This window comes from Enterobacter sichuanensis, from assembly GCF_009036245.1.
Classification (GTDB): Bacteria; Pseudomonadota; Gammaproteobacteria; order Enterobacterales; family Enterobacteriaceae; genus Enterobacter; species Enterobacter sichuanensis.
Window position 1 is genome coordinate 3,942,189 of record NZ_CP027986.1, and the last position, 13,217, is coordinate 3,955,405.

A 13,217-nucleotide genomic window follows, 5' to 3' on the forward strand; every position below is an offset into this window, starting at 1 on the left:
GATTGACAAACAATAGGAGTAAAGCCGGATAACCGCAAGCGAAAATTATAAATTCGTTGGTAATCCAGATGATTTAGGCGATCCTGTTGCACAGAATTCAGGACCAACCGGAGCAACAAAATGGCAGGCAGACCGCGCCAGTTCGATCGTGACCAGGCGCTTATCAAAGCGCGTAACCTGTTCTGGCGACAGGGTTATGAAGGCACCTCAATGTCGGATCTGGTGGCAGAGCTGGGGATTGCATCGGCACGTATTTACAAGGCGTTCGGTTCAAAAGAGCAGCTCTTTCGGGAAGCTATCGCCGATTACGAAAAACAGGAAGGCGGTTTTGCGGATCGGGCCTTAGCCGCCGGGGGCAGCGTGCGGGATACCCTCCAGACGCTGTTAATGGATGCGGTTCATCTGTACTGCCATCCGCAATTGCCGCAAGGATGTATGGTGGTGGCCTCTGCAGCCAGCGTCAGTGCGGAAAATGAGACGATCAAAACCTGGCTGGCGCAGCATCGCCTGCAGCGTACACAGCAGATCATCGACCGTCTCCATCTGGCAGTGCGTAACGGTGAATTGCCGGCGTCGACCGATGCCGAGAGTCTGGGAGACTATTTTGCCGTCTTTTTACATGGTTTGTCGGTGCAGGCCCGGGACGGAGTGCCGGAATCACGTTTGCAGGCGGCGGTTAAACAGGCGCTTAGCCTGCTGCCGCATTCCTGAGTAAGAGGCTGAGAAAGACCGCACAGGGCGGCCTTTGCGCGTTAAGCCGTCAGGCGGAACTTCTGCACCGAACGCTGAAGATCTTCGGTCTGGCGCTCAAGCGCCGCCGCCGCCGCGGAAACCTCTTCCACCAGCGAGGCGTTTTGCTGGGTAACGCCGTCCATCTGGGTGATGGCGATACCGACCTGAGAAATGCCTTTGCTTTGCTCCTCTGAAGCCGACGCAATCTGCTTCATGATGGTGGTTACCTCTGTCACGTCACGCAAAATCGCATCCATGGTCGTGCCCGTGTCGCTCACCAGCTGCGCCCCCTGCTCCACGCGGGAAACCGAATCGGCAATCAGCCCCTCAATCTCTTTCGCCGCGTTGGCGCTGCGGCTGGCCAGATTGCGGACTTCGCCTGCCACAACGGCAAAACCACGACCCTGCTCGCCCGCGCGCGCCGCTTCAACCGCGGCGTTAAGCGCCAGGATATTGGTCTGGAAGGCGATGCTGTTGATGACGTTGGTGATTTCCGCAATTTTCTTCGAGCTTTCCGAGATCCCGCTCATGGTGGTGACCACCTCTTCCACCAGCGAGCCGCCGCGGCTGGCAGTTGTCGAGGCCACATCGGCCAGCTGGCTCGCCTGACGCGCGCTTTCGGCGTTCAGTTTCACCGTGGCGGTCAGTTGCTCCATGCTGGCTGCCGTCTCTTCCAGCGCCGCCGCCTGCTCTTCGGTACGGGAAGAGAGATCGTTGTTACCGCTGGAAATCTCCGTCGCCCCACGCCAGATATTCTCACTGCCGGAGCGGATGGTGCTGACCGCTTCGCGCAGGCTGTCCTGCATGGCGCTCAGCAGCGGCACCAGCTGTCCCACACAGTTGCGGCCAAACGGCTCAATAGGCTGGCTGAGATCGCCCTGGGCAATCTGGCGGAACTGATGGCGAATGCGATCCAGCGGTTTGACCAGCATTGCCACCAGATAACGGTCGGTGAAGAGGAGGATCAGCAGGCCGATAATCGTGGCGACGATAATCACCGTCCGGGTCATGCTGGTCAGGCCGTCCACCACCACACGGGTGCTGTCGAGCGACGTCGCGGCGGCAGTGTTGAATGCCTCAGCCGCCGCACCGAACGCGCGGCTCAGCGGTGGGGTGACATTATTCGCCTGCTGACGATAGCCGTCCAGCGCGCCCTGTTTCGCCTGCTGCATTTGCGGGGTCACCCCCTGTTCGAGCAGCGCCTGCCAGGCGCCAATCACCCGGGATGAGACCTGCTCATCCATCGGGCCTGGGGAGATGGCTTTCATCTCGGCCAGTTTCTTGCCCATGTTATCCAGCGCCTGTTGGGCAGAGGCCAGATCCGGCGTGCCGCCTGCGGCTTTGACTTCCATTGCGCGGCTCAGACGGGTCACGAAGCGGAAATACTGATCGTTACCCTGGCTGAGTACCGTCATCTGTTTAACCAGCTGGCGGTCCACGTCATTGCCATCGGAAACGCGGGAAAGGGACCAGGTGCTGTACAGCCCAACCCCCGCCCACATTACACAAAAGATCCCGAGGATCGTCAGCATGACGAAACGTATTGTGAAATTACGGAGCATATTCATAAGTCTTCCTTGCCGTGAGGGTGAATTCGCCCAGAGGCGAGTGCTTCTCTCGTTATCGGCAGGAAAGAGGGAAATTATAACGTTTTGTGATCATTTTTAATTAGCGTGGCTTCACTGGTCACACAGCCACCGTTAACCCTTATCTTCGCGAGGAGCGATGTGATAAGTTCAGAATGAAAACGACGTTTCAAAAAAATTATCGACAAGAAAAGGAGACATCATGACCTGGTACCCTGACGCTGCCCGCTATGAAACGATGCTCTACCGCCACTGCGGCAAGAGCGGCCTGCGCCTTCCAGCGCTGTCGCTGGGGCTGTGGCATAGCTTCGGCCACGTACAGCCTCTTGATGCCCAGCGCGCGCTGCTGCGCAAAGCCTTCGACCTCGGCATTACCCATTTCGATCTCGCCAACAACTACGGCCCACCGGCGGGCAGTGCGGAAGAAAATTTTGGCCGTCTGCTGCGTGAGGATTTTGCCGCGTATCGCGACGAGCTGATTATCTCCACCAAGGCGGGTTACGACATGTGGCCGGGCCCTTACGGTTCGGGCGGTTCGCGCAAGTATCTGCTCGCCAGTCTCGACCAAAGCCTGAAGCGGATGGGCGTGGAGTATGTGGACATTTTCTACTCCCACCGGGTGGATGAAAACACGCCGATGGAAGAGACTGCCGCTGCGCTGGCCCATGCCGTGCAGAGCGGTAAAGCGCTGTACGTCGGGATTTCGTCCTATTCAACCGAGCGCACTCGGAAAATGGCTGACCTGCTTCGCGAGTGGAAAATCCCGCTGCTTATTCATCAGCCCTCCTATAACCTGCTCAACCGCTGGGTCGATCATACTGGCCTGCTGGATACGCTTGAGAAAAACGGGACGGGCTGTATCGCATTTACCCCGCTGGCACAGGGGCTGCTCACCGGAAAATACCTGAACGGAATTCCTGACGGTTCACGCATGCAGCGCGAAGGAAACAAAGTGCGCGGACTGACGCAGAAGATGCTGACCGAAGCCAATCTGAACAGCCTGCGCTTGCTGAATGAGATGGCGCAGGCGCGCGGTCAGACAATGGCACAGATGGCGCTGAGCTGGCTGCTGAAAGATGAACGCGTGACGTCCGTACTCATTGGCGCAAGCCGTCCGGAGCAGATAGAGGAGAACGTGCGGGCGCTGGATAATCTACACTTTAGCCCGGATGAGCTGGAAAGAATTGATCGGCATGTTGCAGATGGGGAGTTGAATCTTTGGCAGGCGTCGTCGGAGAAATAGTGCGGTCTGATGCCCTCACCCCGGCCCTCTCCCACAGGGAGAGGGAGCTAACTATCCCCTCTCCCTGTGGGAGAGGGTTAGGGTGAGGGGTCATTACTTCTTACTGATCTTATCCAGATACCCCATTACAAACGCCGACAGTACAAACGTCAGATGGATAATCACATACCACATCAGTTTGTTATCCGGAACGTTCTTTGCGTCCATAAACACGCGCAGCAAATGGATGGAGGAGATCGCCACAATCGAGGCGGCCACTTTATTCTTCAACGACGAGGCATCCATTTTGCCCAGCCAGTTCAGTTTTTCTTTTCGCTCATCGATATCCAGCTGAGAGACGAAATTTTCATAGCCGGAGAACATCACCATCACCAGCAGTCCACCCACCAGCGTCATGTCCACCAGCGACAGCAGAACCAGAATTAAATCTGCTTCGGCGATGGAAAAAATGTTCGGCAGAACATGCAGGATTTCCTGAAAGAACTTAATCGTCAGCGCGATAAGGGCCAGCGAAAGGCCAAAATAGACGGGGGCCAGTATCCAGCGAGAGGCGTACATGGCGTTTTCAAAAAAGCGTTCCATAAAGTCCTGTTTGCAAAAGAAACCAGCGCCCAGTATAGCTCAACGGCGCTGACTGTTTGCAATAGCTAACCAGAACGTCACTCAGACGTTGTCGGGGTTAACCTCAGGACGGGCATATTCCGGCCAGACCAGCGCCACCAGCTCCGGGTAGGCTTCCAGACTAAACTCACGAAAACACTGGCGCAAATTTAATACATCCAGGTCGGAATAAGAGACCTTCTCACCGTTAAGGCAGCGCTTTTTGATATTGTCGTAATATTTATACACGGCTGAATTGAGGTCGCTACAGCGACGCTGGGCCTCAAACAGTCCGGGCGTGTCATTAATTTCCGACATTTTCATACGCTTAATTGTTGCGTGTAAAAAATCGATATATTCATGGTTGACCCGCCAGTACCAGACAGGCGTAACAGAGTTCATCAAAACAGAGAAATGGTCTTCACCTTCCTCTTTTGTCATGCGTTCCGGTTGCGGGGGTTCACTGGTGTCGTTCGACACTTTCGTTTTATTGAACTCCTGCATCAATAAAAGAACACCAGCGGTCAGTAATAGTAATGTGATGACCGTAAAAAAGATGCTGTTCATGGGTTGGCTCCATTTTTTTTGATTTTAAATTTGCCTCATGATATTGTCAACGAATCTCACGCCTTTACCAACCCCACCCTGTTGAAATTAAAGGAAATTAAAAATGCTGCCCGACTATCTCGTCCCGGCTAAGTACCACATTACGCCTGTGGAACAGCAACCGATGGAAGCAGAAAAAGAGGCCAGTTTCACTCAGGGGAAAAGAAAGCTCTCTGATTTCGAGCCTGATATATTAATTGGTGTTTCCGACAGCGGCAAATCCCGTAATATGTTGCTGGAAGAGCACGATCGCCATATAAAAGACCGCTTATTTCGTGCCATGAAAATTGAAGCCTTCGTCCATCTGCTGAATGACCTGCAGGCCGAAGGTGAAATAGATGCCCAAAAATTAAGCCAGATAATGGCCGAGAAAACCAAAGCAATTAATGAAGCGGGCAATGAAATTTGGCTTAATCTAATTACACGCGAAAAAAACAACCCTATTTTTTATACCCTGGGGGAAGATTAACGTGAAAGAAATTAAGAACAATGACGTTTATTTGACTTTAGATGATAAAAAAAGTGATGAATTTATCTTAAAGCAAAATCTCGATGCGCTGAGAAAATCAAAAAATGATGAGATGACGCGTATTACGCAAGACCTGGTCTCGATCCCGGCAGCACTGGTTCGACTGAAATGGCAGAACCGACGCGATATTTATCCGTTACAGGTAAAGGAAGAGATTTACGGTGCGGTGATGAATGCCATTATCGAACAGCGACCGGAACTCAAAGAGAAGCTTCTGGGACGCCTTGAAGCCAACTATCAGTATCTGCTTGCCAGAGAAATCGCCACCCTGCGCCTGACGCGCAAACTGGCAGACGGCGAGTACCGCACCTCAAACGTGACCTGCGTTGCGCTTGATGAGGACGCGCTGGCGTCTGGCAGCAGCGCCCCCACCGAACCACCACGCTAATTAAATCTGAATACGGCAATCGCCTCTTTTAACTGACTTGTCTGCTGCCGCTGCGCTTCAGCCACCTGCAGGGTCTGCGCAACGTGACGCACATTCTCCTGTACGCTGGCATCAATGCTGGCAATGCTGTCGTTCATTTGTGCGATGCTCGTCCGCTGCTGCTCACTCATCTGTGAGAGCTCTTCCAGCAAAGAGCGAAGCCCTTCGATACTCTCAATGATCGACTTCATCGTTAGCCCGGCGTGCTCAACCTGCTCGACCCCGTGCTGAGTGGTCGCCTGCGCCGCCGTCAGCAGCTGGCGGATCTCTTTTGCGGCCTCCTCGCTACGTTGCGCCAGGACGCGCACTTCGGAGGCGACCACTGCGAAACCTTTGCCATGCTCGCCCGCTCTGGCAGCCTCGACCGAGGCGTTAAGCGACAAAATATTGGTCTGAAAGGCAATGCCGTCGATCAGTTCCAGAATGGCGTAAATGCGCTGCGACTCCTCGCGAATCTGCTCCATTGCCGCCATCGCCTGCCGTACGTTATTCCCGCCCTGCTCCGCCACGTGGCTGGTGCTGAATGCCACTTCTCTGACCTGGCTGGCTTTTTCACTGGTCAGGGTGGCGACAGCCCGTAGCTGTTCCATCGCGCTGGCCGCCGTTGCCAGCGAGTTTGCCTGGTGATCGGTACGCTCTGACAGCGCACTGTTACGCTGGCCTAATGTGCGGGAAGCTTCCAGCAACTGGCCAATATTGGCGCTGACCTGCTCAAGCGTGGCGCGCATGGTGCCCAGCGTCAGGCTAAAGGTACGGGCGAAGGGCGACCCGGCGGGCGCGGCATCGACGGCGAGCGTCAGATAACCCGGCTCGCGGTTAATGACCCCGGCGAGTGCGGCCACCTCGCTCGCCGAGCGGGCGTCCTGCTCCATGCGCACCGCCAGCAGGATCAGGATCGCCGTCTGGACTACCACAAACAGGGCGTGAAAAACCACCATATGAAAACCGGTGTGCATAAACACCACCACGCCATACAGGTCGTGCTCCTGCAAATAGTTAAAGACCAGATGGTGTATGGCGATGACCGCAGCCCCCATCAACAGCGGTCGCCAGTCGCGCCAGGCAAGCAGCGCGGAGAGGAGGACGAAAACAGAGAAGTGATATTCGGTTTCCCCGTGCCCCAGATGGATCAGCAGCGCGGAAAAGGCCATCAGCACAAATGCCGAGCTCAGACGAAGCAGCAGCGCGCCGGGAAACAGCAGTGTTAGCACCGACGATAAACACGCCAGCGCAGTCGCCACGATGGCACCCTGCACCACATTCTCATTGAGGTAGCCCACGGCCAGGGAGATGCCCCAGAGTGACCAGATGAACACCAGTATTAGTCTGTCGGCGCGGCGACGTATGGAAGAAAGGGAAATCAGATCGTTTTGATGCGCGTGCGGATAGAGCCATGTCATCGTAGGCATACTGAGTCTCTTGCTGTGCAGGTGAAAAAGATCCTTCGAAGAAGGTCTGTTTTTATTATCTTTTTTAAGCGTAGCGGGGATATTCCGCGACGCCAGCACAATAAAAGATAGCGTTAAATGACGCAGCCGAATATTGATATTTGCTTAACAATCAAGAGATTATTAATGATGGCTTTATTGATAAATAAATATGATGTGTGGGGAGATACGGCAGAAAATAATAACGATTTGGCCTTAGAGAAAACAAAAAAGCCGGCTTTCGCCAGCTTTTATTTTATTTTTTAGCCGCTTTTTCTTCGCCGACCAGTCCAATCTTCAGGTAACCCGCCTGATGCAGCGTGTCCATTACCTTCATCATGGTTTCATAATCAACGGTTTTATCCGCCCTGAAGAAGACCGTGGTATCTTTCTTACCGCCAGTAAGCTGCTCCAGCGCCGGGATGACAGAGTCAGTCGTTACCGGGTCGTTACCGAGGAACATCGATTTATCCGCCTTCACGGACAGATAAACAGGCTTCTCCGGACGCGGCTGTGGCTGGCTGGAAGAGGCCGGCAGATTGACCTTCACGTCAACCGTCGCCAGCGGCGCAGCCACCATGAAGATAATCAGCAGAACCAGCATAACGTCGATAAACGGCGTCACGTTGATTTCATGCATTTCGCCGTTATCGTCCAGGTTTTCGTTTAGACGCATCGCCATCGCATTAACCTACGCGCAGTTTGGACGCCGCATGCACCGGCTTAACCGAGCTGGCATTAAGGTCGAGATCGCGGCTTTGCAGCAGCAGAACCTGCGCGGCCACGTCACCAAGCGTGGCTTTGTAGCTGCCAATCATCCGCGCGAAGATGTTGTAGATAACCACCGCCGGGATGGCCGCTACCAGACCGATTGCCGTCGCCAGCAGCGCTTCTGCGATACCCGGTGCCACCACCGCCAGGTTGGTGGTTTGGGTTTGGGCGATACCGATGAAGCTGTTCATGATGCCCCAGACCGTACCGAAGAGACCGATGAACGGCGAAATTGCGCCGATGGTCGCCAGATATCCGTTACCACGTCCCATATGTCGGCCAACGGCCGCAACGCGACGCTCCAGACGGAAGCCGGTACGCTCTTTGATGCCTTCGTTATCTTCACTGCCAGCGGAGAGTTCCAGCTCGTTTTGCGCTTCGTTAACTAACAGGGTGGTCAGGCTTTTCGCGTGGAAGGATGAGGTCATGTCAGAAGCCTGATCCAGCGAGCGGGCTTCGGCTAACTGCAGCTGCTCCCGCTTGAGGCGACGCTTCTGAGAAATGAGTTCGGCGCTCTTGCTAAAGAAGATAGCCCACGTGATCACGGACGCCAGAATCAGGCCGATCATCACAATCTTAACCACGATGTCAGCATGTTGATACATGCCCCAAACGGAGAGATCCGTCTGCATCAAATTATTACCCACTCTGTATCTCCAGGACGCAAATCACAAAATCTGAGCATAATAATATCAAAACGTCGCCGAATTGATAGTCGTTCTCATTACTATTTACATAGTGCCGCAATTTTTGCTCACTTTCTTTGCGCTTACGCAGTAAAAATTTCTTATGCGGTTTTTTGCTAATATTTTCTGCTTATTCGATAAGCCTCAGGGTGCAGATTTTTACAATCGTGGTAGTCTGGACGTCCAGACGTATAAAAACAGGGTTAGCGAACATGACTAAGAAGCATCTTGATACCACGCTGGTACAGGCAGGACGCAGCAAGAAATATACCCAGGGCTCGGTCAACAGCGTGATTCAACGCGCCTCCTCGCTGGTGTTTGATACCGTGGAGGAGAAAAAAAACGCCACGCGTAACCGCGCGAAAGGCGGGCTGTTTTACGGCCGTCGTGGCACGCTAACCCATTTTTCTCTGCAGGAAGCGATGTGCGAGCTGGAAGGCGGTGCGGGCTGCGCGCTGTTCCCGTGCGGCGCCGCGGCGGTCGCTAATACCATTCTGGCGTTTGTGGAACAGGGCGACCATATCCTGATGACCAACACCGCCTATGAACCCAGCCAGGACTTCTGCACCAAAATCCTCAGCAAGCTCGGCGTCACCACCGGCTGGTTCGATCCGCTGATTGGTGAAGGCATTGCCGAGCTTATTCAGCCAAACACGCGCATTGTGTTCCTGGAATCGCCAGGATCGCTCACCATGGAAGTGCACGACGTGCCGGCCATCGTGAAAGCCGTGCGCAGTAAAGCGCCAGAGGCGATTATCATGATCGACAACACCTGGGCGGCTGGTGTGCTGTTTAAGGCGCTGGAATTCGACATTGATATCTCGATTCAGGCGGCAACCAAGTACCTGATTGGCCACTCTGACGGCATGATTGGCACGGCGGTCTCTAACGCCCGCTGCTGGGATCAGCTGCGTGAAAATGCCTACCTGATGGGCCAGATGGTGGATGCCGACACGGCCTATATGACCAGCCGCGGTATTCGCACGCTGGGGGTTCGTCTGCGCCAGCACCATGAAAGCAGCCTGAAAGTGGCCGAATGGCTGGCACAGCACCCGCAGGTTGAGCGCGTTAATCATCCGGCGCTACCGGGCAGTAAGGGACATGAATTCTGGCAACGTGACTTTACGGGCAGCAGCGGTTTGTTCTCGTTCGTTCTGAAAAAACGCCTGACCCATGACGAGCTGGCAAATTATCTGGATAACTTTACCCTCTTCAGCATGGCCTACTCCTGGGGCGGATTTGAGTCCCTGATCCTGCCTAACCAGCCGGAACAGATTGCGGCGCTGCGTCCCGGCGGCGAAGTGGACTTCAGCGGTACCCTGATCCGACTGCACATCGGTTTAGAAAATGTGGACGATTTAATTGCCGATTTAGCAGCAGGGTTCGAGCGTATCGTGTAAAGTGCTGGCTTAAAATGTACTCCCTGGACGCTTTTGTGGACACTGCAACCAGAAAAGTCTGCATGAGATGCGCCCGCGATCAAACCCGACGGGCGAATAAGGGAGTACAATAGCGTTATATCTGCTGTTCCACAGGAAAGTCCATGGCTGTTATTCAAGATATTATCGCGGCGCTCTGGCAACACGACTTTGCCGCGCTGGCGGATCCTCACGTCGTCGGTATCGTCTATTTCGTGATGTTCGCAACGCTGTTCCTGGAAAATGGACTACTGCCAGCCTCATTTTTACCCGGTGACAGCCTGCTTTTACTTGCCGGGGCGTTAATCGGCAAAGGCGTCATGGACTTCACGCCAACCATGGTCATCCTCACCTCCGCCGCGAGCCTGGGCTGCTGGCTGAGCTATCTGCAGGGCCGCTGGCTGGGGAATACACGCGTCGTTAAAAGCTGGCTGGCGCAGTTACCGCATAAATATCATCAGCGTGCCACCTGCATGTTCGATCGGCACGGCCTGCTGGCGTTGCTGGCCGGGCGTTTCCTGGCGTTTGTTCGCACCCTTCTGCCTACCATGGCGGGCATTTCCGGTCTGTCGAACCGCCGCTTCCAGTTCTTCAACTGGCTGAGCGCGCTTTTGTGGGTCGGCGTGGTCACTACGCTCGGCTACGCGCTGAATATGATCCCGTTTGTGAAACACCATGAAGACCAGGTGATGACCTTCCTGATGGTGCTGCCGATGTTCCTGCTGGTGGCGGGACTGGTAGGGACCATCGCGGTGGTGATTAAGAAGAAGTACTGCAGCGCATAATTCAACAAAGCCGGGTGGCGCTATTGCTTACCCGGCCTACATGTCGCGTCAGGCTCCCTGCATCGTTCTGATACGTGACGCATCTTCTCCCGGCGTGACGCCGAAGTAGCGTTTAAATTCCCGACTGAACTGTGACGCGCTCTCATAGCCTACCCGCATTGCCGCCGCGCTGGCCTTCATGCCATCGTGGATCATCAGCATCCGCGCCTTATGCAGCCGGTAGGTTTTGAGGTACTGCAACGGCGAGGTGCTGGTCACCGACTTAAAGTTGTGGTGAAACGCCGAGACGCTCATGTTCGCCTCCGCGGCGAGCTGGTCAACGCTCAGGTTTTCGGTGTACTGGCTCTCAATACGCTTGAGCACGCGGCTTATCAGGCTGAAGTGGGTCTGCCGACTCACCAGGGCGAGCAACGCCCCACCGCCGGGTCCCAGCAGTACGTGGTAAAGAATTTCGCGGATGATCTGTTTGCCGAGAATGCGCGCATCCAGCGGCCTCTCCATCACGTCCAGCAGACGCTCAATGGCGCAGAGGATCTCTTCCGATAACGTCGCAGAGTTAATACCGCTCGACGCCATTGACGGCTGGAAGAGTTCGTCTTCGCCAATCTCCATCAGCAACTCCTGCAGTTGAAGGATATCGACATTGACGCGGATCCCCGCCAGCGGAACCGCCTCTGTCGCGAAGGTTTCACATTCAAAGGGTAAAGGTACCGTCAGCAGCAGATATTCATTGGTGTCGTAACGGAAGACGCGCTCGTTGATATAGCCAATTTTATGGCCAGAAAAGAGAAAAACGATGCCCGGCTGGTACATCACCGGCGTACGCGTCCCGGGCTGGGTGCCATAAAGCAGGCGAATATCCGGCAGCAGTTCGCTGGCGCGGTTTTCATTATCTATCAATCTCTTAATCTGCGCAGTGAGCTGCTGACAGATAGCCTCACGGTTCATTTTTCGTTACTCCGGGTACGGTTTCCGACGTTGACAGTGTGCGTCGTTTTCCGCGCTTTCTCCAGCGCTCTGTAGAAATGGGCAAGACATCGGCAGGAATGTGCATTGAGAGGATAGCCGCAGGCGACCACAATGTGCAGCATCAGGTTGCCCTCTGCGCCACCACGATTATTCACCCACTAAAGGGAACGAGCCATGAACAACTTTAATCTTCACACCCCAACCCGCATTCTGTTTGGTAAAGACGCTATCGCCGATCTGCGCGCGCAGATCCCGGCAGACGCCCGCGTCCTCGTCACCTACGGTGGCGGCAGCGTGAAAAAAACCGGCGTGCTGGATCAGGTTTACAGCGCGCTGGACGGTCTGGACGTGCGTGAGTTCGGCGGCATCGAGCCAAACCCCTCTTACGAAACGCTGATGAACGCGGTGAAAATCGCCCGCGAAGAAAACATCACCTTCCTGCTGGCGGTCGGCGGCGGCTCCGTGCTGGACGGCACCAAATTTATCGCTGCGGCAGCCCACTACGCAGACGGCGTTGATCCGTGGCACATCCTGGAGACCCGCGGCAGCGACATTAAAAGCGCGATCCCGATGGGCTCGGTGCTGACTCTGCCGGCTACCGGCTCTGAATCCAACAAGGGCGCGGTGATCTCCCGCAAAACCACTGGCGATAAACAGGCCTTTATGAACGAACACGTTCAGCCGGTGTTCGCTATCCTGGATCCGGTTTACACCTACACCCTGCCTGCGCGTCAGGTGGCGAATGGCGTGGTCGATGCCTTTGTGCATACCGTTGAGCAGTACGTCACCTACCCTGTGAACGCAAAAATTCAGGATCGTTTCGCGGAAGGCATTCTGCTGACGCTGATTGAAGAAGGTCCGAAAGCGCTGAAAGAGCCGGAAAACTACGACGTGCGTGCCAACGTGATGTGGGCTGCAACGCAGGCGCTGAATGGCCTGATCGGGGCTGGCGTGCCGCAGGACTGGGCGACCCACATGCTGGGCCACGAGCTGACGGCGATGCATGGTCTGGACCACGCCCAAACGCTGGCCGTTGTTCTGCCTGCGCTGTGGAACGAAAAGCGGGATACCAAACGTGCCAAACTGCTGCAGTACGCCGAGCGCGTGTGGAACATTACCGAGGGCTCTGACGATGCGCGTATTGATGCGGCAATCGACGCGACCCGCAACTTCTTTGAAGGGCTGGGCGTGCCAACGCGTCTGTCTGGCTACGGTCTGGATGGTAGCTCTATCCCTGCCCTGCTGGCGAAACTGGAAGAACACGGTATGACCCATCTGGGCGAACACGGCGACATTACGCTGGACGTGAGCCGTCGTATCTACGAGGCGGCACGCTAAGCGTTTTTGTCCCTCCGACTTTCGTTTTTTGACATTTCGTCCAGACTTAATGCACACCCCATCGCCGGAGTCCCTCTCCGGCGATGCGCACCTGAAGGAG

Annotated in this window: 14 protein-coding genes; 7 read left to right on the plus strand and 7 right to left on the minus strand. The window is 55.1% G+C overall.

Features of this window, described 5'->3' with window-relative positions; translation table 11 throughout:
- Window positions 1-120: 120 nt before the first annotated feature.
- Window positions 121-711 carry a TetR/AcrR family transcriptional regulator gene (locus tag C1N69_RS19040; RefSeq protein WP_059384915.1) on the plus strand — a complete coding sequence of 197 codons (591 nt, stop codon included), beginning with the start codon at window positions 121-123 and terminating at the stop codon, window positions 709-711.
- Window positions 712-752: 41 nt separating this feature from the next.
- Here the strand turns inward: C1N69_RS19040 and C1N69_RS19045 are convergent, their stop codons facing one another.
- Window positions 753-2,300, minus strand: a complete 1,548-nt coding sequence (locus tag C1N69_RS19045) for a methyl-accepting chemotaxis protein (protein WP_155031710.1) — start codon at window positions 2,298-2,300, stop codon at window positions 753-755.
- Between the two features lie 220 nt (window positions 2,301-2,520).
- Between C1N69_RS19045 and C1N69_RS19050 the strand changes: the two genes are divergently transcribed.
- Window positions 2,521-3,561 carry an aldo/keto reductase gene (locus tag C1N69_RS19050; RefSeq protein ID WP_025759772.1) on the plus strand — a complete coding sequence of 347 codons (1,041 nt, stop codon included), beginning with the start codon at window positions 2,521-2,523 and terminating at the stop codon, window positions 3,559-3,561.
- Window positions 3,562-3,654: 93 nt separating this feature from the next.
- Here the strand turns inward: C1N69_RS19050 and C1N69_RS19055 are convergent, their stop codons facing one another.
- Window positions 3,655-4,143, minus strand: coding sequence for a TIGR00645 family protein (locus tag C1N69_RS19055; RefSeq protein WP_014171606.1), 489 nt, complete (start codon window positions 4,141-4,143; stop codon window positions 3,655-3,657).
- A gap of 81 nt (window positions 4,144-4,224) precedes the next feature.
- Window positions 4,225-4,728, minus strand: coding sequence for an ESA_00282 family adhesion-associated protein (locus C1N69_RS19060; protein ID WP_025758470.1), 504 nt, complete (start codon window positions 4,726-4,728; stop codon window positions 4,225-4,227).
- 103 nt (window positions 4,729-4,831) lie between these two features.
- Here C1N69_RS19060 and C1N69_RS19065 point away from each other — a divergent pair, with 103 nt between their 5' ends.
- Window positions 4,832-5,236: a hypothetical protein gene (locus C1N69_RS19065; protein WP_025758471.1), complete on the plus strand. Its 405-nt coding sequence runs from the start codon at window positions 4,832-4,834 to the stop codon at window positions 5,234-5,236.
- A 1-nt stretch (window position 5,237) separates the two neighbouring features.
- Complete coding sequence (locus C1N69_RS19070; RefSeq protein ID WP_045285891.1) at window positions 5,238-5,684, plus strand: hypothetical protein; 447 nt, start codon at window positions 5,238-5,240, stop codon at window positions 5,682-5,684.
- Here the strand turns inward: C1N69_RS19070 and C1N69_RS19075 are convergent.
- The 3 genes from C1N69_RS19075 to exbB form a co-directional block, all read right to left on the minus strand.
- Window positions 5,681-7,132: a methyl-accepting chemotaxis protein gene (locus C1N69_RS19075; RefSeq protein ID WP_155031711.1), complete on the minus strand. Its 1,452-nt coding sequence runs from the start codon at window positions 7,130-7,132 to the stop codon at window positions 5,681-5,683. The two genes, C1N69_RS19070 and C1N69_RS19075, sit on opposite strands and share 4 nt — an antisense overlap.
- Before the next feature lie 274 nt (window positions 7,133-7,406).
- Window positions 7,407-7,832, minus strand: a complete 426-nt coding sequence (gene exbD / locus C1N69_RS19080) for a TonB system transport protein ExbD (protein ID WP_025758475.1) — start codon at window positions 7,830-7,832, stop codon at window positions 7,407-7,409.
- A gap of 4 nt (window positions 7,833-7,836) precedes the next feature.
- Entirely contained in the window at window positions 7,837-8,568 is a 732-nt protein-coding gene (exbB, locus tag C1N69_RS19085) for a tol-pal system-associated acyl-CoA thioesterase (RefSeq protein ID WP_025758477.1), read from the minus strand.
- A gap of 251 nt (window positions 8,569-8,819) precedes the next feature.
- Between exbB and metC the strand changes: the two genes are divergently transcribed.
- Both metC and yghB read left to right on the plus strand, forming a co-directional pair.
- The gene (gene metC, locus C1N69_RS19090; RefSeq protein WP_025758478.1) at window positions 8,820-10,007 is read left to right on the plus strand and encodes a cystathionine beta-lyase; all 1,188 of its coding nucleotides are present in this window, start codon (window positions 8,820-8,822) and stop codon (window positions 10,005-10,007) included.
- 143 nt (window positions 10,008-10,150) lie between these two features.
- Window positions 10,151-10,810 (plus strand): DedA family general envelope maintenance protein YghB, encoded by a 660-nt coding sequence (yghB, locus tag C1N69_RS19095; RefSeq protein ID WP_025758479.1) that lies wholly within the window; start codon window positions 10,151-10,153, stop codon window positions 10,808-10,810.
- 48 nt (window positions 10,811-10,858) lie between these two features.
- Here yghB and C1N69_RS19100 read toward each other — a convergent pair whose 3' ends face one another.
- The gene (locus C1N69_RS19100; protein WP_021242116.1) at window positions 10,859-11,758 is read right to left on the minus strand and encodes an AraC family transcriptional regulator; all 900 of its coding nucleotides are present in this window, start codon (window positions 11,756-11,758) and stop codon (window positions 10,859-10,861) included.
- A 195-nt stretch (window positions 11,759-11,953) separates the two neighbouring features.
- On the opposite strand from C1N69_RS19100, the gene yqhD reads away from it, so the two are divergent.
- Complete coding sequence (gene yqhD, locus C1N69_RS19105; RefSeq protein ID WP_155031712.1) at window positions 11,954-13,117, plus strand: alcohol dehydrogenase; 1,164 nt, start codon at window positions 11,954-11,956, stop codon at window positions 13,115-13,117.
- The last annotated feature ends 100 nt before the right edge of the window (window positions 13,118-13,217 follow it).